The organism is Aeromonas sp. HMWF014 (genome assembly GCF_963878295.1).
Lineage (GTDB): Bacteria > Pseudomonadota > Gammaproteobacteria > Enterobacterales > Aeromonadaceae > Aeromonas > Aeromonas popoffii.
In genome coordinates this window covers 1-19,286 of record NZ_CAWNYS010000270.1, presented here as the reverse complement: position 1 = coordinate 19,286, position 19,286 = coordinate 1, and the positions used below count along the sequence as shown (strand labels likewise).

Genomic DNA, 19,286 nt, shown 5'->3' with positions numbered 1-19,286 from the left:
TTGTTGTCTCTTGAAAATGAAAGTCAGGGGTAGATAACCGCCGCTAACTCATTCTCGCCAGACGCAGAAAGTAAGATGTAGTCGCCGTTCAGGCGGAGATATGTTGCGAGGGGGGGGCAAGGCAGGCGAGCGCCGCGACAACGGCGCCAGCAGGGCAATCACGAAGGCGATGGCAAAGAAGATCTGTTCGACACAGAGCAGGCTGGCGGCACTGAGCCACTTGCCATTGAGCTGGCAACTGCTTGGCTGAGGCGTCGCTGGCTGCGCATCGTCGGCATCGACACCGGAAGAGGGGAGGAGTTGAACCTGGCAACTGAGGGCTTGATCGAGTTGAGCCAGCCGGGCCAGCGGCTGGGCCGCACAGTTGAGCACCAGAATGCAGACCAGCAGCAGGAGTCTTGTCGCCACGCGTTGTCGCAAAATCATGCTAGCCCTACCCTGTTGAATGGTGCATATCCTATCGATCAACCATGACAGGAGCAAGTCAGCAGAATTCGATGCGACCATCTGTGCACATCGTGGTGGGCGGTTCTGTTTGGCGAACGCTTGTTCGCTAAAAGGGGGACCAGTATACTGCGCCAAGTTAAAATCCGAGGTGTTCGATGCTCAAACTTGCCCGTGTGCTGCTGCTTACCCTGCTGCTCGTTTTCTGGTTCGTGTTTGGTCTGTTGCTCTGTCTGGTGCGTCCGCGTCATCCCAACAACGTCTTTGTTTTCGCCCGCATGTACCATGCGATCTGCCCGCTGCTCGGGCTCAAGGTCAAGGTAACCATACCGGACGAGGTAAAGTCGCTCGGCCCGGCGGTTTACGTCTGCAATCACCAGAGCAATTTCGACATCTTCACCGTGACAGGTGCTGTCATGCCCGGCGTGGTGGCGGTCGGCAAGAAGAGTCTGCTGTGGCTGCCCTTCTTCGGCCAGCTCTTCTGGCTCTCAGGCAACGTGCTGATCGATCGCTCCAACCGCTCCCGTGCCATCGGCACCATAGGCCAGGTGGTGGATCGCATCAAGAATCATGGCACCTCCATCTGGATGTTCCCGGAAGGTACTCGCTCCAAGGGGCGTGGCCTGCTGCCGTTCAAGGCTGGCGCCTTCCACACCGCCGTGCAGGCCGAGGTGCCCGTGGTGCCCATCGTTTGCTCCAGCTACTTTGGCCAGATCGACCTGAACCGCTGGGACAATGGTGAAGTGCTGCTGGAAATGTTGCCGCCCGTGTGCAGCAAGGAGCATGGCGCTGCCGGTATTCGCGAGTTGTCTGACAACTGCCGTGCACAGATGGAAGCCAAGCTGGTCGAACTGGACAGCAAGCTGGGTCGCCATCAAGCCGCCTGACTCTGAACGGAAGACGACATAGAGGGAGCCGCTGGCTCCCTTTTTTGTTGGTTAAAATCACCACCTTGTTGGCAAATTTCACCAGAAAACCCTGCTTGCATCTTGCCGATAAATCCCCATCTAGTTGTAAAGAAACAATAAATTTTCTTGGCACGGCTCTTGTAATGCTATGGGAAGAGATAGCCATCCCCATGAACAAGGAGCCAGACCATGAGCGTATTTAGCCGCCTGACCGACGTGATCAATGCCAACCTGCACAGCTTGCTCGACAAGAGCGAAGAGCCGGAGAAGATGCTGCGACTGATGATCGAAGAGATGGAGCAGGTGCAGGTCGAGATGAGAACCCAGGCCGCCCGCGTCATCGCCGAGCAGAAGCAGCTGGAACGCCACCAGCAGGCGCTGCAACACCAGGTTCTGGAGTGGTCGGCCAAGGCCGAGCTCGCCATCCAGAAGGGACGTGAGGATCTGGCCCGTGCCGCCCTCACTGAAAAACTGGCCGAGGCTAAAAAATGTGACCAGCTGGAACAGGACAAGGTCCGGGTAGCCGAGGTGCTGGCCCAGCTCACCGCCGACAGCGAGCGGCTGGCCGCCAAGCTGACCGAAGCCCGCGAGAAGCAGAAGATGCTGACCCTGCGCGAACAGACCGCCCATAGCCGGATCCGGGCCCGCGCCCAGGTCGACAACCAGCGCATGCATGAGTTGATGGCTCGTTTCGACGGTTTTCAGGGCCGGGTCGATCAGCTGGAAGCTCAGCTGGAGGCGGCGACCCTGGGGCAGAATCCTTCGTTGGAGGCCCAGTTCCGCGAGCTGGAACTGAACGACGAGATTGAGCGCGACCTGGCCCGACTGAAGGGTCAGAAGGTGGGGGCATAAGCATGGCGCCCTGGCCGAAGGACCTTGCTCATCGCAAGTTGACCGGGGTTTGCGCCGGTATTGCCAACCGGCTGGGGCTCTCGAGGGTGACGGTACGGATAGTGGCGCTGATTGCCCTGATCCTGATGCCGCCACTGACCCTGGCCGCCTATCTGCTGGCGGTGCTGATCATGCCACCCCATCGTGAATTGAAGCGCTGGCTGGATTGACCCTGGGGTCATTCAGCCGGCAAGAGAAGCCTGCGAGGAGCAGAACATGCTGGAATTTATTGTCTTGATGCTGGTGTTGGTGGCCATGGCGCTGGCCGGGTTTACCGTGCTGGCCATGCTGCTGGTGAGCGGTCTCTTCGTGCTGTTTGGCGCGCTGGCCGGCATGTTCGCTCTGATCATCAAGCTGGCGCCCTGGTTGCTGGTGCTGCTGGTGGTGTGCTGGCTCATCAGCAACCGGCGCAAACAACCCAATACCTACCGTTAAGCCTCCCTGCTATCGGATCCTTCCTTGGCCACTGCTCGCAGTGGCCTTTTTTGTGGCCTCTTCATTGCCGGGTCAATCGCTGCCAGCCAAGGCTGACTCCAGTCGGCCCAGCCATCCGGCTCTCGTACCAGGCGCTCCTTGAAGGCCTTGCTCTGCTGTTTGAGGCGGTATTCGAGTCGCAGTGCCGCCCCCTTGTCGCCCACACTCTGCTGCCAGACCAGCGTGAGTGGCCCCTTGCCGCGCAGGGCGCGGGATCCCTTGCCGCTCTGGTGCTGGCGCAACCGCCTGATCGGATCCGTGCTGATACCCGTATAGAGCAGGCCTGCTGCGGTGCGCACCAGATAGAGGGACCATTGGCCGGGTGGGGGTGAGCTGGTCGGTTTTGTGTCCATCGCTGCGTTTCTCATTCGATCTGTCTGTGCCAAACTCAAGAGCAGTCCAAGGAGGTGCGATGCGAGTCTGGTTGTGGTTGTGGTGCCTGTTGTCGGTCCCGGCTCTGGGTGAGACGATCCGTCTCTATGATTACCATCAGCATCCCCCTTTCATGACAGGGGAGAAGACGGGACTGAGCCGGGATCTGGTCAAGTATCTCAATGAACAGCTCGGCGGAGAACCCAGGCTTGAACTCTGGCTGGTGAATCGGGCCAGATTGGCGCTGGAGATGTCGGATCCTGGCTTCGACGGTCTGGTGGCCTGGGTCAATCCTGTCTGGGTGGGGGATCCCCAGCACGAACGTTATCTGTGGACCTTCCCTGTCATGCGCGACACCAACGAGCTCATCTCCAGCGCGGCCAGACCCGTCACCTATCGCGGCCCTGATTCACTCAAGGGGCTGATCTTCGGTGGCATAGAGGGCTATCGCTATCAAGGCATCGATGATGCTGTGGCCCGGGGCGAGCTGGTGCGCCACGATGCCAAGAAGGTCAAAACCAATTTCAGCCTGCTGATACGGGGCCGCATTGATGTGACCCTAGTGCCGGGCTCGGCACTGTCTTTCTTCATCAATGACGCTTATGAGGGCAAGCTGTTCATCTCGCCCTTTCCCCAATCCAGCTATACCCGCCATATTCTGGTTCCCAAATCCCGTGCCGATCTCCATGCCCGGCTGAACGACATCGCCGGGCAGATGGACATGGATCCCGCGTGGCACGCCATCCTGGAATCCTATCGTGGCAGACCCTGAGCAGGGTTGCCGGCACCGCGCCTGAGCCTGTGCAGTGGTAGCAGGCTCACCAGCAGACCCGCCCAGACGAAGGCAAATCCCACCGATTTCACCGGATCGGCCGTCTCGCCAAACCAGAAGATGGCGAGCAGGAAGGCGAGGCTGGGCTCGATATATTGCAGTAGCCCCACAGTGCTCATGCGGGTGCGCGCCACGGCGTAGCAGAACAGGCCCACCGGCAGCAGGGTGGCGGGGGCGCTGCCCATCAGTAGCAGCCGTTCGGCCCAGTCACCGGACATAAACTGGCTCATGCCGTTCAGGGCAAGCCAGCCGATGATCAGCAGAGCAACCGGCAGCTGGACCAGGGCTTCGAGGTAGAGGCTGACGCCAGCATCGTAGTGAACCTTCTTCTTGAGCAGGCCATAAAAGGCGAAGTTGGCCCCCATGATGAGGGAGAACCAGGGCAGCTGGCCGTAGGAGAACAGCATGTAGGCCAGCCCCGCCAGCGCCAGGGCGACCGCCAGATGTTTTTGCGGGGTGAGCCGCTCCTTGAGGAAGAGGACTGCGAACACGATATTGAACAGCGGCGTCATGAAGAAGGCGAGGCTGGTGGCCAGCACCTGACCCGTAGTCAGGCACCAGGTAAACATGCACCAGCTGATGGACATGACCGGGCCCGCCAGCAGTATGAGGCAAAGCTGACGGGGTTCACTGCGCAGGCGTGCCCAGGGCACCCGGTAGCCGAGCAGGGAAAAGAGGGTTCCCAGCAGTACCGCCGACCAGAGGACCCGGTGGGAGAGCAGTTCCCACATGTTGACCTCTGGCATGAACTGGTAATAGAGGGGCAGCATGCCCCACAGCACGAATGAGAGGGCCGCGCTGCCGGTGCCCATCCAGTTCTTCATCTCTCTCCGTTTATTAAATTAAACATTTGTGGTCGCATGATAAGTATCCTCTGAGACTTTCACAAGCAGGATAGAGGGGGAAATCCTGTTACTATCGGGGCATGAACCGACTCGATACGTTGTTTGAACAGATCCGGGCCTGCCGGTTATGCGAGGCTCATTTGCCGCTGGGGCCACGCCCGGTGATCCGTGGCGCCGAGAGCGCCCGCTTGCTGATCATCGGCCAGGCGCCAGGTACCCGCGTTCATGCCAGCGGCATCCCCTGGAATGACCCCTCTGGCGATAGGCTGCGTCACTGGCTCGGCGTGGATAAGGCCACTTTCTACGACGAGTCCCGCATCGCCATCATGCCGATGGGGCTCTGCTATCCCGGCAAGGGCAAGTCGGGGGATCTGCCACCCAGACCCGAGTGCGCGCCTATCTGGCACGACAAGGTGTTGATGCTGCTGCCCAATATTGAGCTGACCCTGCTCATCGGCCAGTATGCGCAAGCCTACTACCTGCGGGGGGCGGCCAAGGGGTCGCTCACCGAGACGGTGCGCAGCTGGGCTGACTATGGCCCCGGCTGGCTGCCGTTGCCGCATCCGTCTCCCCGCAATACCTTCTGGCTCAAGAAGAACCTCTGGTTCGAGCAGGAGGTGATCTCTCATCTGCAACAAAGGGTCGCCCCCTTGCTGGTGCGACCCTAGTATTGGCCTCTGTGTCAGACCGCAGGTTCCGTCAGCGGTTTTGGTTTGTTGCGCGCCATGGCAACCAGCGGGATGATGATGCACAGGCACCCCAGCAGCAGCGGTAGACCCGGTTGCTCGTCAAACATCCAGACCCCGATGGCGACCGCCATCAAGAGGCCAGTGTATTCCGCCGAGGCGATCTTGCTTGCCTCTGCCTTGCGATAGGCCACCACGCACAAGCCGGCATAGACCATGATCAGCGCCGATGAGCCGAAGGCGGGCCACCACATCTGCCACTGCCAGTCGCCCCCTTCCCACAGTGCCAGCGCCAGTATGAAGGGCATGCTCAGCACGTTGGTGAAGAACAGGGTCTGGGCGATGGGCTGCTTGAGCGGGATCCGCTTGATCAGCAAGTTGTTGAGCGCCATTGAGAGCGCCACCCCGAGCGCGGCCAGCGCGGCCCAGTTCACCTCGGTTGGCCGAAGTACGATCAAGACCCCGATAAAACCGATGAGCGCGGTCAGCACCTTCTGGCGTGAGATTGCTTCCCCCGCCATCCATACCGCCAGTGGCACCATCATCAGGGGGGCCGCATAGAAGAGGGCGTTGGCGGTGGCGAGCGGCAAGCGGGTGAGGGCGACCACCATCAGGCAGACACCGACCGCCCAGATGTGGGCCCGCAGCAGGTGCCACTTGATGGCTACCGGCGGATTGCGACGCCATGACCAGAGCAGCCAGGGCATCAGCAGAATGGCGGCTGAGAGCTGGCGAAAGAAGACAAACTGGAACACGGGCTGGCTCGGATCCAGTACCTTGACCAGTGCATCGGAAAAGACCGCCACCATGTTGCCCAGCACCAGATAGAGGATGCCGATCCCGACTGCATTCATACCACCTCCCACGTTAATATGAGGGCAGGGTAGCGTGGGGTCAGTTATCCAGTAAAATGATAAAAAATCACCATCTATGAGAATTTTGGATAATGAAGCTGCCTCCCCTGCGCGCGGTTCAATATTTCGAAGCGGTCGCCCGCCTGCTCAGTTTTTCTCGCGCGGCCCTCGAGCTGAACGTCAGCCAGAGTGCGGTCAGCCACCAGATCCGCCTGCTGGAGGATTTTCTGGGGGAACGGCTGCTGTTGCGTCAGGGGCGGCTGTTGTCATTGACCGCCCAGGGGGAGGTTTACTTCGAAGGCATAGCCGCTGGGCTCGGCCAGATCGCCCAGAGCAGCGAACAGCTGCGCGGCGGTGGTGAGATGCGGCTGCGACTCGCGGTCTACAGCTCGTTCGCGGTGAAGTGGCTGATCCCGCGTCTGGCGGGTCTGCGTCAGCTCTACCCCGAGCTGGATCTGAGCCTGGAGATGGTGGCGGAAGATCCCGAGCTCTCCGATCGGGTGGCGGACTGTTTCATCACGGTGTCGCCCCATGGCCGCGGTTATTGCCACGATCTCATCTATCAGGAGCGACTGTTCCCGGTCTGCAGCCGACGCCTGTTGCAACAGCTGGAGGGGGAGTGGCCACAGGCCATCTGGCAGCTGCCGCTCCTGTCGGTGCAGTCCATCTACAAGGCGCGGGGAGAGGATTGGCAGCGCTGGGCCAAGGCTGGCGGTCTGGTCATCCCGGATGAGGCACGGATGCACCACTTCAGCCATGTGCTGCTGGCGATGGAGGCGGCGTCCTGGGATCAGGGTGTGGCATTCGTGAACGACTACATGCTGCGGCCGGATGATCCCCAGCTGGTGGCCTTGCCGGTTCACCAGCTGGAGACGGGGGATGCCTTCTACTTTACCTGCAAGCGATCCCGGGCACATGAGCCCGCCATCAGCCGATTGCGCCAATGGCTGATGATGGAGGCGCGCCAGAGCATGGCGCTATAACCGCTTGGCTTATCAGGCTTTCTTGAACTGGCTCAGGATAAACAGGCCGGTGGCGCAGACCACCACGGAAGGGCCCGCCGGGGTGTCCTGATACCAGGAGAGGGTCAGCCCGCCGAGCACGGCGAGACAGCCGATCAGCGCGGCAAAACCGGCCATCTGCTCCGGCGTCTGGCTGAAGCGGCGAGCGGTGGCGGCGGGAATGATCAGCAGCGAGGTGATGATCAGCGCCCCGACAAACTTCATTGCCACGGCGATCACCAGCCCGATCAGCAGCATCAGCACACAGCGCAGCACATCGACCCGGATCCCTTCCACCCGTGCCAGCTCCTCCGAGATGGTCATGGAGAGCAGGGGATCCCACAGGCGCCACAGGGTGAGCAGCACCAGGGCGCCACCGCCGTAGATCCAGAGCAGATCCACCGGTTGTACCGAGAGCAGGTCGCCGAACAGGTAGGCCATCAGATCCACCCGCACGTTATCCATAAAACTCAAGGTGACCAGGCCAAGCGACAGGGCGCTGTGGGCCAGGATGCCGAGCAGGGTATCGGTCGCTACCTGCTGGTTGCGACTCATGATCACCAGCAGCATGGCCATGGCGAGGCAGCAGACCACCACCGCCAGGGTCAGATTCACCTGCAGCAGTATGCCGAGTGCTATGCCGAACAGGCAGGCATGGGAGAGGGTGTCGCCAAAATAGGCCATCTTGCGCCACACCACGAAGCTGCCAAGGGGCCCGGCCAGCAGGGCGATACCGAGGCCGGCCGTGAGGGCATATAACAGAAAGCTGTCCACTTGAATGTCCTTAGCTGCGCTTATTGATTGCGAGACGGCAGGCGGATGACGGGGGCCTGCTCATTATGATGATGGTGTTCGCCGTCGCAGTGATGATGGTGCGTGTAGACTGCCAGCACTTCCTGTTCAGGGCGCCCGAACAGGCGGGCAAATTCGGGATGGCGTGCCACGCTTTCCGGCTCGCCGTGACAGCAGACGTGGCGATTGAGGCAGATCACTTCGTGGGTGCTGGCCATCACCAGGTGCAAGTCGTGGGAGACCATCAGTACGGCGCAGTTGAACTCGGCCGCCAGCGTGCTGATGAGGGCATAGAGCTCGATCTGACCGTTGATGTCCACCCCCTGCACCGGCTCATCCAGCACCAGCAGCTCTGGCTTGACCAGCAGGGCACGTGCCAGCAGCACTCGCTGCATCTCGCCGCCAGAGAGCTTTTGCATCCGGTTATCCAGCAACCCCTGGGCGCCGACCCGATTGAGCGCCTCCTCGATGGATAGACGGCCATTCTTGCCCAGTTGCAGGAAGCGGCGCACCGTCAGCGGCAGAGTGGGGTCCAGATAGAGGCGTTGCGGTACATAGCCAACCCGCAGATCGCGACGGCGCCGGATCTCGCCGGTATCCGGAGTGAGCAGGCCCAGTACCAGCTTGCTCAGGGTGCTCTTGCCCGCCCCGTTAGGGCCGACCAGGGTAGTGATTTTGCCTTTATTCAGGGTAAAGGAGACCTTGTCGAGCACGGATCGTCCGTCGAACGAAAGACAGACCTCTTTCAGCTCCACCAGTTGGGTCATGACAGCTCCGGGGTTTACAGCCTGTGAGAGTTATAATATAACAACAACGTTGGTTTGTTATATTATCACACACTCACTTCCTGACGAGATCTCTATGCGAATTCTTACACTTATCACTGCCTTGCTGGCAGTGAGCCTGCCTGTCCGTGCCCTCGAGGTACTGACCACCATCAAGCCCCTCGGCTTTATCGCAGCCGCGATCACCGATGGCGTGAGTGAGCCCAGAGTACTGCTGCCGACCGGCGCCTCTCCCCACGACTTCTCCCTGCGCCCCTCCGATATTCGCAGCATCCAGGGTGCCGATCTGGTGGTATGGGTCGGTCCCGAGCTGGAAGGCTTCATGGCCAAACCGCTGGCCAAGCATCCCCATGTACTGACGCTTACCCGGGTTGAGGGGATGCCGCTGTTCGACTACGCCAAGCAGGAAGGGCACGAAGAGCATGCCGATGAGGGTCATGATCACGATGGACACGAGGGGCATCATCACGAAGGGGTAGATCCGCATATCTGGCTGGGGCCGACCCAGGCACTGGTTATCGCCAGTGCGCTGAGTGAAACGCTAAGTGCCCAGGATCCCGCCAATGCCGAACGTTATCGCACCAACCTGCTGACCTTCAAGGCCAAGGTGGCGGCCAAGGACAAGCTCATCTCTGAACAGATGAAGGCGGTGAACCAGAAGGGCTACTTCGTGTTCCACGAGGCTTATGGCTACTGGGAACGTCACTACGGAATGAGCTCCAAGGGGCACTTTACCGTAAACCCGGAACGCCGTCCCGGCGCCAAGACGCTGGTAGAGATCCGCAAGGCGCTGCAGGAGAAACAGGCAAGCTGCATCTACGCCGAGCCGCAATTCTCCCCTGCCGTGATTGAGTCGGTGGCCCGCAATACCGGCGCCAAGGTATTGCTGCTGGATGAGGTGGGTGAGCAGGTCCCGATTGGTGCTGATGGCTACCCGCAGTTCATGCAACAGTTGGCTGACGCCTTCGCCCAGTGCCGCTGAGCTCGCTTTCGTTCACCTGATAGGGTGGCCTGCGCCAACTATACTGACCTCCAGCATCTGACATGGAGTGTTAAATATGAAATGGCTGCTCATTCCCACCTGCACGCTGGCGCTGCTCTGTGCCAGCGTGCAAGCGTCCCGTCTCTCCGAATACATTGCCAGCCCCGAGTTGAGGGCCAAATTGCAGGAGGTTTATGGCGGCAGGGCGATCCAGCGTGCCGAGGCGTTTTCCCGCCTGCTCACGCCCCGTGCCGGTACCACGGATCAGCAGAAGATCGAGCTGGTGAACAACTACTTCAATAACCTGACCTACAGCGATGATCCCAGATTGTGGGGTGATGAGGATTATTGGGCCAATCCATTGGAGTTTATTGGTGCTCGCGGGGGGGACTGCGAAGATTACAGCATCTCCAAGTACTACACCCTGATGGAGCTGGGGGTTGAAGAGAAAAAGCTGCGGCTGGCTTATGTCAAGGCGGTGAAGTACAACCAGTTTCATATGGTTACGCTTTATTTTCCAACGCCCAAATCCGATCCGCTGGTGCTCGACAACATCAACAGCCGGATCCTGCCCGGCAGTCAGCGAACTGATCTCATCCCCGTCTACAGCTTCGATGCAAAGAGCATCTGGATCATGAAGTCGCGCCGTGAAGGCACATTGGCGGGCAGTGCCGACAGGTTGGCGCAGTGGACATCGATGAAGACCCGTTTCTCCAGCGAGCAACTGCGCTCCCCCCGTCGCCAGTTATAGTTTTCCCGCTGCTTTCAACTCTTCGAAATATTTTGCCGCGCCCGGATGCTGTTCGATGCTCAGCACCGGGCCTGTTTTGTTACGGGCCTTGTGAAACAGGTTGGCGTAACCATAGGTCTGCTCGTTGAAGCTGGTCTGCTGGGACAACATGGCCCTGGTCAGTCGGTAGACCTCCGCCTCAGGCGTGGCGGCATTGGTCACCAGAGTGGCCGCGATGGCGAAGGTGGGGGTCGCCTTCAGGTTGCCGGGATAGATGCGGGCAGGCACTTGGCTGCGCTGGTAGTACTTGACCCCCTTGAGCAGTTGATCCCGAGTCTCTCCCTCGATCGGCAGAAAGCGGATGGCACAGCGCTTGGTGGTATCGAGCACGATCCGGTTCGGGTGTCCCATTACCAGACCGTAGGCATCTATCTGCTTGCTGCAGAGCGCCTCCGCCAGATTGCCTACGCTCTTCAGATCGAGATCCTGCTCTTTTGCTCCCAACAGGTTGAACAGGGCCAGGGCCGTCTGGCGAGTGCCCGAGCTTTTCAGCCCTATGTCGATGGGCGCCAGCTTGAGCTGTGTCAGCGTGGTGATGTCGCCATCCGCTCGCACCACTATGGTGAAAGGCTCGGCGTGGGTAGCGAACATGGCTCTCAGTTCGGGTTGCGGCTGGCTGGCATAGGGCCCGAGGCCTCGGCTGGCCTGATAGAGCCAGTCCGATTGCACCAGGGCATAGGGTATCTGCCCTGACTGTAGTTGGTGCAGATTCTCGATGGTACCTGAGGTGACCTGCAGCTTGCATTGCAGCTCGGGGTCACTCTTGTTGGCCAGCCGGCAGAACTCTTTGGCGACCTGATGATAAATCCCCTGCTCACCGCCGGTGGCGATGAGCAGGGGGCTGGCCAGCAGCGGCAGCGGCCACAGCAGGGCGAGTAACAACCCGAGTTTGTTCATGAGATCTCCTTGCTGGCGTAACCGTCTATGCCCCAGCTGCGCAGGGTGTCGATATCCTGGATCTCGCTGGCTTCAGCCAGCAGAGTGTAGCCCGCACTGTGCAGGCATTGAGCCACCAGATTCCAGTAAAGGGGAGCCTGGGTTGGCTGGCAGCTGATGAAGACGGGGTTGATGGGGTCGAGCTGATTGAAGGTGTCGTTGGTCATGGGGATGGCGCTGAATGCCATCTCGATGCCCTGTTCCTGCAAGGTGGCGAGCCGTGCTTCCCCGAGGGGGGGGAAGCTTGCCAGATCCCAGCGCCAGTCGAGGGTCTTGCCTCTGCCCTTGGCCAGCAGCGGGACGAATTGCGCCCAGTCAGCATGATTGAGCAGGCTGAGGGGCAGTTGCAGCCCCTCCACCGGATGGTGCAACCAGAGGTCGAGCAGGTTCAGGATCTGATCCGGGGAGCTCTCCGGCGAGGGAGTAAGGGTGGGAATGAGGCGGCTGTAGAGACGGATGCTGCCCTGGGTGGAGAAAAAATGCTGTTGTTGCATGCCGTCTTCCCCTTCCGTCACATCTTGCAGGGGTTGAGCGATTGTCGGCGCCTGTTGCTTGCCGAGCTGGGTGATCTTGAGTCGCTGTTGCAGCAGATCCCGCTTGCGCTCCGAGACCAGCTGGTTGACCGAGATGACCAGCTCCTTGAGATCCTGCAGCCAGGGAGAATCCAGATTGCCGCTGAACTGGCGTTTGCGGATCCTGACCAGTTGCTGGTTGATAAGCTCGAGGGGGCGCAGTAGGCGGCCGCACACCCAGGAGATCACCAAGGTGAGCACCAGTAGGCCGGCGAGCAGGGCAAGGCCAGTGCGGCTGATGGCATTCCACAGGTGCTGATAGGCGTAGCCCGTGTGCCCTTCCAGGGTGAGGGTGCCCAGCATGCGCCAGCCATCGGTCAACTCCTGCTCAATTTTGACCGGCGGCATGTCGATAACAGAAGGGAGCCAGCTCGGCACATTCTGCAGTGTTGTGTGAAAGACCTTCTGGAACAGTAGTTGACCGTCAGGGTCCAGCAGGGTGACCGAGCTGACGAAGCCGCCGTCGAACATGGCGTTGACTATGGTTTCGGCAAGCACCTTGTCATCGTTGAGCAGGGTGCCTTGCAGCACCAGGCCGAGGGCTGTGATGGCCGTTTCCAGGTTGGCCGACATCTGGTCGAGGATGGATTGGCGTACCGTGGTGACTTCCAGCATGAACAGCAGGGCGGCACCGATAACGAACAGGATCAGGATGATTCGGTTTAACAGTTTTGCTAACGACATATCCACTCCATGGAAAAGTTATCACAACATCATGAAACCTTGGGCCAAGCACAATCGGACCCGGTTCTTAAAAATAGGAAAAAATGGTTAAAAAAGACGATCATTTCTGCCCATAGGGGAATGTTATGCATAAAATGTGAGGTTCATGCAGATTGCTATGAACTAATTGTGAGTATTTAGGTCAAACAGTCAGTTTTATACAGTTTTGTAGCAAAACAGACTGACGACTAACACCCTTGGATCTAATGACAGGATAGCGGATGAAACGTCTCCGTCCCTTGGTAGCACAGGCTGCCAATTGGGAACCCCCGGTTCCCCGCAAGCATTTTTACGCCATGTTACTGCTCACAGCGATGACGCTGTCAGCGGTAGCCATATTGCCAGCGCCAGGTGACATCCTGGAGCGGCCATTGCGTTTGGAGTTGCCCATTGCCACCAACGGTACGGCAACCAACGAAGACAATACGGATTTTAACGACATCCCGGATCATGAGCTGGTGGAAGCCGCGCTCCCGGAAGATGACATCCCGACCGACGCCACTCCCCAGTGGCAGGACTACAGGGTGCGCAACGGTGAAAACCTGACCACCATCTTCAACAACTTGGGGCTTTCGACCACCACTCTCTACAAGGTGCTGGATGCGGATAGCAAAAACAATCTGGCCCGCCTCAAACCCGGTCAGACTATCGAGTTGCTGATCGATCAGGACAACATACTGCAACAGATGAAGATTCGTCTGAATATCAAGCAGACCCTGATCCTGGAACGCACCGATGACACCTACAGCGCCAACATGCTTAATGAAGAGGTGCAGTGGCAGCAGAAGAGTTATGAAGGCGTCATCAACGGCAGTTTCTATGTCAGTGCTCGCAATGCGGGGATCCCGGCCAACCACATCCAGAAGATCGCTAACCTGTTCCAGTGGCGGTTGAATTTCGCCAAGGATCTGAAAAAGGGCGACAAGTTCAAAGTGCTGGTCCGTCAGGAGACGGTCGAGGGCAAGAGCACGGGCAACACCCAGTTGCTGGGGGTCGAAGTGTTCAATCAGGGGCAGGGCATCTCGGCTTGGTTGTCGGAAGATGGCAACTACTATGACGGTCAGGGTAACAGCCTGGAGCGCGGCTTCCGCCGCTATCCGACCCATAGCCGTTATCGGGTCAGCTCCAGCTTCAACCCGAGTCGTCGCCACCCGATTACAGGTCAGGTTCGTCCTCACGAGGGCACTGACTTTGCCCTGCCTGTGGGCACGCCCGTGATGGCGACGGGTGACGGCGTCGTGATCAAGGCGACCAGCCACCCGCTGGCAGGCACCTATGTGGTGATCAAGCACGGCCGTACCCTGATGACCCGTTATCTGCATTTGAGCAAGCTGCTGGTGAAAACCGGTCAGAAGGTGAAGATGGGCGACAAGATTGGGCTCTCCGGTAACACAGGCCGTTCCACCGGTGCCCACTTGCACTATGAGGTGCGGATCAACAACCGCCCGGTCGATCCCATGAAGGTCAAGTTGCCGATGGCGGAGCCACTCTCTGGCAAGGCCAAACGTCAGTTCCTTGCCAAGGTGAAGAGCTATCGCAAGGAGATGGAGGCAGGCTGACGCCGGTTTCCAGCCGAATAGAAAAAGGCCCTGCCACATTGGCGGGGCCTTTTCATTGGTGTCATGGGCGGGATCAGTAACCTTTGTCGAAGTCTATCTTGCCGTCCAGCGGTTGACCGTCGATGAAGCGGATGTAGTTGCGCACGAAGATCTGGGCCACATCATCGGGGAAGCTGTAGGCGCTGTTGTGCGGGGTGATGATGAGGTTAGGCTGGCCCCAGAGCGGACTGTCGGCGGGCAGGGGTTCCTGCTCGAACACGTCCAGCACCGCCATACCCAGCTTGCCGGTGCGCAGGGCGGTCAGCAGATCGCCTTCGTTGATGGCATTGCCGCGACCGACGTTGAACAGGATGGCGCCCGGCTTGCAATGCTCGAAACGGGATGCAGTGAACAGATGATGGGTCTCGCGGGTGGCGGGCAGGACACTGACGATGACGTCTGCCTGGGCCAGCATCTTGTTCAGCGCCGGCAACTGATACACCTGATCGAAACCGGCCCGCTCACGGCCGCTGCGGCTGACGCCGAGCACCTTCATGCCAAAGTGCTTGCCGGTGTGGGCCAGGTGCTGGCCTATGCTGCCGGTCCCCAGGATCAGCAGGGTACGCCCCTTGAGCCCCTGGTACGGGTGGCTTTGCCACAGCCGCTGTTTCTGCTGCTCCCGGTAGAGCGGTAGCTGACGCATCAGGCTGAGCAGGTGGCCGAACACATACTCGCTCATTAGCGGGCCGAAGATACCGCGCACGTTGGTGAGTTGATAATCGCGTCGGCTGCTGGCATCCAGCAGCACGTCGACCCCGGCATAGGTTGACTGGAACCAGCTCAGCTTGTTGGCCCTGGCCAGCAGCGGCTTGGCCCGCGCAGGCTCGGCCATCAGTATGTGGGCCTCCCCGATCAGTTTCTCGGCATCGCTCTGGTTGTCGGCTCTCAGAATGCGTAAATGGGGGAGATGGGCGGCCTTGAGCAGGCGCTCGTAGTGCGCGTTGTCCTGGCTGAGTAAAAGAAGGGTACGTTGACTCATACTCTTGTTCCTTATCAGATTTACGGCGCGGGAGAGAGGCCGCTTTGTCTTCATCTTACCCGAGTTGATCGGACAAGCTAGTCGACCGGGCCGCTTTTTCGTTTTCGTGCGGCCCCTCGTGGGCTACAATCTGCCCCACATTTTGCAAAGGATCCGACTCCAGTGTTTGGTGACAAGTTTTATAAGCGACTGGCCGAGCTACAGCCTTGGCAACAGACCGTCTACACCCTGGCGCTGGCAGAGCGCATGTACCCCAACTATGCGCTGTTTACCCAAGCATCCGGCTTCGGTGATGCGAAGGCGTTTCGCAACGCGCTGGATCAGATGTGGAACTACCTGACGGTAAAGGGATCCCGCGTCAATCTGGGGGCTATCCTGGAAGCGTTTGAAGTCTACATTCCGGAGCCCAGCAAGTTTGAATCCTACGGTGCTTATCCGGCGCTGGATGCCTGCGTGGCGCTGGGTTGTGCCTACAACTCGGTGATCTGCCGGGTCGGCGAAGAAGCCGAAGACGCCAGCCATGCCTCAGTGGGAACTGTGGCCGGTTTCATCGAGATGCTGGAAGAGCGCGACATGACCGAAGAGGAACTCTACGAGCACGAGTACATCGAGGCCGAGCTGGAGTTTCAGGTCGAGCTGCTCAAGCGGGTAGCCCACGAGCGTGACAGCGATCGCATCTTGGCAATCAGGGTATTTGCGGCCCAGGACGGTGTTTCCAACATAGGCATCAGCCTGGAGGAGTGATACCGCTACGGGATAGGTAGACAAAATCCCCATAGAAAAAAAGCTCCGTCAGGAGCTTTTTTTCTGCCTGTTCCCTTTTCATGCCCGTTCTTCGGTGAGCGGTCTGACGCTCAGCACGGGGGCGGCATCAATGCCATCGGCATTCATCATGGCCGAGATACGCTGCAGGGAGGAGAGCAACAGCCCTTGTTCCCAGGTTTCCAGCGCTTGGAAACGCTGGATAAAGCTCTCTTGCAGCGGGGTGGGCGCCTGGGCCAGCAGTGCGCGGCCTGCGTCAGTGAGTGTCGCGTGAACCTTGCGCTTGTCGGTTTCACTGCGAATTCGTTGCACCAACTGGCGGTTCTCGAGACGGTCCATAATGGTGGTCGCGGTAGCCTGGCTCATGTTGGTGTGATCCGCCAGCTGGCGCATGGAGATTTGCCCCAGTTCGTTGATCCCCTTGAGCAGCAAGAGCTGTGGCGATGTCAGCCCGGCTTCCTTGATCAAGCGCTTGGAGTGCATATCGATGGCACGAATAATCTGGCGCAGTGCGACCAGCACTTCATCATGTTTTTCCATGGGACCTGAGTCATTGGGGGGCTGTTGAGAGGCGCAAAATTTTCCGCCTAATTCCTCATCGGGTCAATATTGTTTTTGGTCTAATGATTTTTGTGTTGGGTTGTCCGCCGTTGTCCGGATTTTAACCCGATATTTGAGGCGCAAGATGATCAATAACAATCTGGATATCAAGTCTCTGGTTGCCGGTCTACGGGGTATGAGTGCCTTGCTATCTGCCTGATACCGCAGTTTTGATACATTATCAGCCCCCCTGTGACGCAGACCCACCTCCTCAAGCTGCACCACCATGATGGTGAGCTTCCCCTCTCTTGCCGCGAGATTGGTACTTTCAACCTGAAGGAGTTGGTGAGCGAATGACGTTATGCCTATGTGCTGGTCCACCTCTATCCCGACGAGCGCAGCCAAAGGGCGATTGAAAGGCCTCAACCCGACCATGACCATGACGGCGCCCACGGTCGTCACCCTGTTCCTGTTGCTCGCTTTAGCCGGTTCGGCAGCATACGGCTGGGTGACGATGCTCAGGTACCGGAGTCCGGCTATGTTGCCCAGTTTTTCGCGTACTGGCAGAAGCTCAAGCGTCAGCCCGGCTCGGCCACTCTGAGCCTGCCGGATCGCATAGGCCCGGCCTGACCACGCAGTGGCAAATAGTGCAAAACAGAAGGGGAACCGCGAGGTTCCCCTTTTTCATTGCTATTTCCTGTGCTCAGCGGCCGATCAGAGCATCTGCTTGAGGCGATAGAGCAGATCCAGCGCCTGGCGGGGGGTGAGCTCGTCCGGGCGCACCGCCTCCAGCTCCTCCACCACCGGATGGGGCTGAGGCGCCAGTGTCACCGGCGTCGGGCGTGTTTCACCAGCAGGCAGGGGCGTGGCGCTTTCGAGCTCTGCCAGCTTGTGGCGGGCCTGATGGATCACCGATTTCGGCACGCCCGCCAGCGCCGCGACCTGCAGGCCGTAGGAGCGGCTGGCCGCTCCCTCCTGCACTGCATGCATGAAGGCGATGGTGTCGCCGTGCTCGACCGCGTCCAGATGGACGTTAGCCAGCCCCTCAATCAGCTCCGGCAGCCGGGTCAGCTCGAAGTAGTGGGTGGCAAACAGGGTGTAGGCGCCAATCTTGCTCGCCAGCTGCTCGGCGCAGGCCCACGCCAGCGAGAGGCCGTCGTAGGTGCTGGTACCGCGGCCAATTTCGTCCATCAGCACCAGACTGCGGGCGGTGGCGTTGTTGAGGATGTTGGCGGTTTCGGTCATCTCTACCATGAAAGTCGAGCGGCCCGATGCCAGATCATCCGACGCCCCGATCCGGGTGAAAATACGGTCGATGGGGCCGATGCGGGCGCTGTCGGCGGGTACGAAGGCACCGATATGGGCCAGCAGCACGATAAGGGCCGTCTGGCGCATATAGGTGGATTTACCCCCCATGTTGGGGCCTGTGATGATCAGCATCCGGCGATCCCGCTCAAGCCGGATGGGGTTGGCGATAAAGGGATCGCTCATCACCTGTTCAACGACAGGATGGCGGCCTGCCTCGATCAGGATCTGATCCTCGTCGATGAGGGTCGGGCAGCGGTAGTCGAGGCTCTCGGCCCGCTCCGCCAGGTTGGCCAGCACGTCCAGCTCCGCCAGTGCAGCGGCGGACTCCTGCAGATCGCCGAGGTGGGGCAGCAGGGTGTCGAGCAGCTCTTCGTAGAGCCGTTTCTCCAGTGCCAGCGCCTGCGCCTGGGCGGTGAGCACCTTGTCCTCGTATTTTTTAAGCTCATCGATGATGTAGCGTTCATTGTTTTTGAGGGTCTGGCGGCGGATGTAGTGGGCCGGTACCAGATGACTGTTGGCGCGGCTCACCTCGATGTAGAAACCATGCACCCTGTTGTAGCCCACCTTGAGGGTGTTGATGCCGGTCAGCGTCTTCTCGCGCTCCTCGATGCGGGCCAGGCTGGCGGTGGCGCCGTTGGCCAGATCCCGCAACTCGTCCAGCTCCTGATTGAAGCCGTCACGGATGACGCCACCATCGCGGATCAGCACGGGTGGCACCTCCATCACGGCGCACTCCAGCAGGCTCAGCAATTCGGGGAAGGTGCTGGCGCGCTCTGCCAGTTGCTGCACCGCCTCGTGCTGGTTATCTGCCAGCAGGCGCTGCAGCTCGGGCAGCTGGGCAAACGCCTGCCGCAGCCGGGTGAGGTCGCGCGGGCGGGCTGAGCGCAGGGCGAGACGAGCCAGCACCCGCTCCACATCGCCCACCTGACGCAGCAGGTTGCCCAGCTCATCGTAGAGGTTCTGCTCGATAAGCGTGTGGATGGTGCTCTGGCGACCTTTCAGGATCACCCGATCGCGGATCGGCTGGTGGATCCAGCGCTTGAGCAAACGGCTGCCCATGGGGGTGGCGGTGCGATCGAGCACCTCGGCCAGGGTATTTTCATACCCGCCCGCCAGATTCTGGGTCAGCTCCAGATTGCGGCGGGTGGCGGCATCCATGATGACAGCGTGATCAGGCTGCTCGAGGCGCACGCTGCGGATGTGGGGCAGGGC

Annotated in this window: 22 protein-coding genes and 2 pseudogenes; 13 read left to right on the top strand and 11 right to left on the bottom strand. The window is 59.7% G+C overall.

From position 1 onward, the window contains the following. Positions 1–48 precede the first annotated feature (48 nt). Positions 49–426 (bottom strand): hypothetical protein, encoded by a 378-nt coding sequence (locus tag AAC083_RS11170; protein WP_042035292.1) that lies wholly within the window; start codon positions 424–426, stop codon positions 49–51. 176 nt (positions 427–602) lie between these two features. Here AAC083_RS11170 and AAC083_RS11165 point away from each other — a divergent pair, with 176 nt between their 5' ends. The 4 genes from AAC083_RS11165 to pspG all read left to right on the top strand — a co-directional run bounded on the left by AAC083_RS11165 (position 603) and on the right by pspG (position 2,678). Continuing rightward, a complete protein-coding gene (locus tag AAC083_RS11165; RefSeq protein WP_042035290.1) occupies positions 603–1,331 on the top strand; it encodes a 1-acylglycerol-3-phosphate O-acyltransferase in 729 nt (242 codons plus the stop codon). A 210-nt stretch (positions 1,332–1,541) separates the two neighbouring features. Next, a complete protein-coding gene (gene pspA / locus AAC083_RS11160) occupies positions 1,542–2,204 on the top strand; it encodes a phage shock protein PspA (protein WP_108536628.1) in 663 nt (220 codons plus the stop codon). 2 nt (positions 2,205–2,206) lie between these two features. Continuing rightward, positions 2,207–2,413, top strand: a complete 207-nt coding sequence (locus AAC083_RS11155; RefSeq protein WP_108536627.1) for a PspC domain-containing protein — start codon at positions 2,207–2,209, stop codon at positions 2,411–2,413. A 46-nt stretch (positions 2,414–2,459) separates the two neighbouring features. Further along, positions 2,460–2,678, top strand: coding sequence for an envelope stress response protein PspG (pspG, locus tag AAC083_RS11150; RefSeq protein ID WP_042035286.1), 219 nt, complete (start codon positions 2,460–2,462; stop codon positions 2,676–2,678). On the opposite strand, the gene AAC083_RS11145 is transcribed toward pspG, so the two are convergent. After that, positions 2,675–3,085: a GIY-YIG nuclease family protein gene (locus AAC083_RS11145; RefSeq protein WP_108536626.1), complete on the bottom strand. Its 411-nt coding sequence runs from the start codon at positions 3,083–3,085 to the stop codon at positions 2,675–2,677. The two genes, pspG and AAC083_RS11145, sit on opposite strands and share 4 nt — an antisense overlap. A gap of 44 nt (positions 3,086–3,129) precedes the next feature. Here AAC083_RS11145 and AAC083_RS11140 point away from each other — a divergent pair, with 44 nt between their 5' ends. Beyond that, positions 3,130–3,861, top strand: a complete 732-nt coding sequence (locus AAC083_RS11140) for a substrate-binding periplasmic protein (RefSeq protein WP_108536625.1) — start codon at positions 3,130–3,132, stop codon at positions 3,859–3,861. Here AAC083_RS11140 and rarD read toward each other — a convergent pair. Then, on the bottom strand, positions 3,843–4,745 hold the full coding sequence (gene rarD / locus AAC083_RS11135) for an EamA family transporter RarD (RefSeq protein WP_108536624.1): 903 nt from the start codon (positions 4,743–4,745) through the stop codon (positions 3,843–3,845). The genes AAC083_RS11140 and rarD overlap by 19 nt on opposite strands. 101 nt (positions 4,746–4,846) lie before the next feature. Here rarD and AAC083_RS11130 point away from each other — a divergent pair, with 101 nt between their 5' ends. Continuing rightward, complete coding sequence (locus AAC083_RS11130; RefSeq protein WP_108536623.1) at positions 4,847–5,434, top strand: uracil-DNA glycosylase family protein; 588 nt, start codon at positions 4,847–4,849, stop codon at positions 5,432–5,434. Between the two features lie 14 nt (positions 5,435–5,448). On the opposite strand, the gene AAC083_RS11125 is transcribed toward AAC083_RS11130, so the two are convergent. Then, a complete protein-coding gene (locus tag AAC083_RS11125) occupies positions 5,449–6,306 on the bottom strand; it encodes a DMT family transporter (protein ID WP_108536622.1) in 858 nt (285 codons plus the stop codon). 92 nt (positions 6,307–6,398) lie between these two features. Between AAC083_RS11125 and AAC083_RS11120 the strand changes: the two genes are divergently transcribed. Further along, entirely contained in the window at positions 6,399–7,289 is an 891-nt protein-coding gene (locus AAC083_RS11120; RefSeq protein WP_108536621.1) for a LysR substrate-binding domain-containing protein, read from the top strand. Positions 7,290–7,301: 12 nt separating this feature from the next. Here the strand turns inward: AAC083_RS11120 and znuB are convergent, their stop codons facing one another. Further along, the gene (gene znuB, locus AAC083_RS11115; protein WP_108536620.1) at positions 7,302–8,081 is read right to left on the bottom strand and encodes a zinc ABC transporter permease subunit ZnuB; all 780 of its coding nucleotides are present in this window, start codon (positions 8,079–8,081) and stop codon (positions 7,302–7,304) included. Positions 8,082–8,101: 20 nt separating this feature from the next. Beyond that, positions 8,102–8,866, bottom strand: a complete 765-nt coding sequence (znuC, locus tag AAC083_RS11110; RefSeq protein ID WP_042035270.1) for a zinc ABC transporter ATP-binding protein ZnuC — start codon at positions 8,864–8,866, stop codon at positions 8,102–8,104. A 94-nt stretch (positions 8,867–8,960) separates the two neighbouring features. On the opposite strand from znuC, the gene znuA reads away from it, so the two are divergent. Both znuA and AAC083_RS11100 read left to right on the top strand, forming a co-directional pair. Then, positions 8,961–9,866, top strand: a complete 906-nt coding sequence (znuA, locus tag AAC083_RS11105) for a zinc ABC transporter substrate-binding protein ZnuA (protein ID WP_108536619.1) — start codon at positions 8,961–8,963, stop codon at positions 9,864–9,866. Positions 9,867–9,942: 76 nt separating this feature from the next. Beyond that, the gene (locus AAC083_RS11100; protein WP_042035266.1) at positions 9,943–10,617 is read left to right on the top strand and encodes a transglutaminase-like cysteine peptidase; all 675 of its coding nucleotides are present in this window, start codon (positions 9,943–9,945) and stop codon (positions 10,615–10,617) included. Here AAC083_RS11100 and AAC083_RS11095 read toward each other — a convergent pair. After that, positions 10,612–11,553 carry a TAXI family TRAP transporter solute-binding subunit gene (locus AAC083_RS11095; protein ID WP_108536618.1) on the bottom strand — a complete coding sequence of 314 codons (942 nt, stop codon included), beginning with the start codon at positions 11,551–11,553 and terminating at the stop codon, positions 10,612–10,614. The genes AAC083_RS11100 and AAC083_RS11095 overlap by 6 nt on opposite strands. Then, positions 11,550–12,848, bottom strand: coding sequence for a LapD/MoxY N-terminal periplasmic domain-containing protein (locus tag AAC083_RS11090; protein WP_108536617.1), 1,299 nt, complete (start codon positions 12,846–12,848; stop codon positions 11,550–11,552). Before AAC083_RS11090 ends, AAC083_RS11095 begins: the two co-directional genes overlap by 4 nt. A gap of 260 nt (positions 12,849–13,108) precedes the next feature. Here AAC083_RS11090 and mepM point away from each other — a divergent pair, with 260 nt between their 5' ends. Continuing rightward, on the top strand, positions 13,109–14,446 hold the full coding sequence (mepM, locus tag AAC083_RS11085) for a murein DD-endopeptidase MepM (protein WP_108536616.1): 1,338 nt from the start codon (positions 13,109–13,111) through the stop codon (positions 14,444–14,446). A gap of 73 nt (positions 14,447–14,519) precedes the next feature. On the opposite strand, the gene AAC083_RS11080 is transcribed toward mepM, so the two are convergent. After that, on the bottom strand, positions 14,520–15,464 hold the full coding sequence (locus tag AAC083_RS11080) for a D-2-hydroxyacid dehydrogenase (RefSeq protein WP_108536615.1): 945 nt from the start codon (positions 15,462–15,464) through the stop codon (positions 14,520–14,522). Positions 15,465–15,626: 162 nt separating this feature from the next. Here AAC083_RS11080 and AAC083_RS11075 point away from each other — a divergent pair, with 162 nt between their 5' ends. Beyond that, positions 15,627–16,208, top strand: a complete 582-nt coding sequence (locus AAC083_RS11075) for a YjaG family protein (protein ID WP_042035259.1) — start codon at positions 15,627–15,629, stop codon at positions 16,206–16,208. Positions 16,209–16,286: 78 nt separating this feature from the next. On the opposite strand, the gene AAC083_RS11070 is transcribed toward AAC083_RS11075, so the two are convergent. Continuing rightward, on the bottom strand, positions 16,287–16,766 hold the full coding sequence (locus AAC083_RS11070) for a MarR family winged helix-turn-helix transcriptional regulator (protein ID WP_042035257.1): 480 nt from the start codon (positions 16,764–16,766) through the stop codon (positions 16,287–16,289). A gap of 148 nt (positions 16,767–16,914) precedes the next feature. On the opposite strand from AAC083_RS11070, the pseudogene AAC083_RS23025 reads away from it, so the two are divergent. Further along, positions 16,915–17,120, top strand: a pseudogene (locus AAC083_RS23025) (hypothetical protein); the annotation flags it as partial. 13 nt (positions 17,121–17,133) lie between these two features. Further along, positions 17,134–17,318 (top strand): annotated as a pseudogene (locus AAC083_RS11065) (hypothetical protein); the annotation flags it as partial. Positions 17,319–17,480: 162 nt separating this feature from the next. On the opposite strand, the gene mutS reads toward AAC083_RS11065, so the two are convergent. Then, positions 17,481–19,286, bottom strand: a 1,806-nt coding sequence (gene mutS, locus AAC083_RS11060; RefSeq protein WP_108536614.1) for a DNA mismatch repair protein MutS, incomplete at its 5' end; no start/stop codon positions are given.

Excerpts from the sequence above, each read along its gene's own strand:
- rarD (WP_108536624.1), bottom strand. The coding sequence starts at position 4,745 with ATGAAGAACTGGATGGGCACCGGCAGCGCGGCCCTCTCATTCGTGCTG.
- AAC083_RS11155 (WP_108536627.1), top strand. The coding sequence starts at position 2,207 with ATGGCGCCCTGGCCGAAGGACCTTGCTCATCGCAAGTTGACCGGGGTT.
- AAC083_RS11130 (WP_108536623.1), top strand. The coding sequence starts at position 4,847 with ATGAACCGACTCGATACGTTGTTTGAACAGATCCGGGCCTGCCGGTTA.
- AAC083_RS11100 (WP_042035266.1), top strand. The coding sequence starts at position 9,943 with ATGAAATGGCTGCTCATTCCCACCTGCACGCTGGCGCTGCTCTGTGCC.
- znuC (WP_042035270.1), bottom strand. The coding sequence starts at position 8,866 with ATGACCCAACTGGTGGAGCTGAAAGAGGTCTGTCTTTCGTTCGACGGA.
- AAC083_RS11125 (WP_108536622.1), bottom strand. The coding sequence starts at position 6,306 with ATGAATGCAGTCGGGATCGGCATCCTCTATCTGGTGCTGGGCAACATG.
- mepM (WP_108536616.1), top strand. The coding sequence starts at position 13,109 with ATGAAACGTCTCCGTCCCTTGGTAGCACAGGCTGCCAATTGGGAACCC.
- AAC083_RS11095 (WP_108536618.1), bottom strand. The coding sequence starts at position 11,553 with ATGAACAAACTCGGGTTGTTACTCGCCCTGCTGTGGCCGCTGCCGCTG.
- AAC083_RS11165 (WP_042035290.1), top strand. The coding sequence starts at position 603 with ATGCTCAAACTTGCCCGTGTGCTGCTGCTTACCCTGCTGCTCGTTTTC.
- AAC083_RS11170 (WP_042035292.1), bottom strand. The coding sequence starts at position 426 with ATGATTTTGCGACAACGCGTGGCGACAAGACTCCTGCTGCTGGTCTGC.
- pspA (WP_108536628.1), top strand. The coding sequence starts at position 1,542 with ATGAGCGTATTTAGCCGCCTGACCGACGTGATCAATGCCAACCTGCAC.
- pspG (WP_042035286.1), top strand. The coding sequence starts at position 2,460 with ATGCTGGAATTTATTGTCTTGATGCTGGTGTTGGTGGCCATGGCGCTG.
- AAC083_RS11120 (WP_108536621.1), top strand. The coding sequence starts at position 6,399 with ATGAAGCTGCCTCCCCTGCGCGCGGTTCAATATTTCGAAGCGGTCGCC.
- AAC083_RS11070 (WP_042035257.1), bottom strand. The coding sequence starts at position 16,766 with ATGGAAAAACATGATGAAGTGCTGGTCGCACTGCGCCAGATTATTCGT.
- AAC083_RS11140 (WP_108536625.1), top strand. The coding sequence starts at position 3,130 with ATGCGAGTCTGGTTGTGGTTGTGGTGCCTGTTGTCGGTCCCGGCTCTG.
- AAC083_RS11090 (WP_108536617.1), bottom strand. The coding sequence starts at position 12,848 with ATGTCGTTAGCAAAACTGTTAAACCGAATCATCCTGATCCTGTTCGTT.
- AAC083_RS11080 (WP_108536615.1), bottom strand. The coding sequence starts at position 15,464 with ATGAGTCAACGTACCCTTCTTTTACTCAGCCAGGACAACGCGCACTAC.
- znuA (WP_108536619.1), top strand. The coding sequence starts at position 8,961 with ATGCGAATTCTTACACTTATCACTGCCTTGCTGGCAGTGAGCCTGCCT.
- AAC083_RS11145 (WP_108536626.1), bottom strand. The coding sequence starts at position 3,085 with ATGAGAAACGCAGCGATGGACACAAAACCGACCAGCTCACCCCCACCC.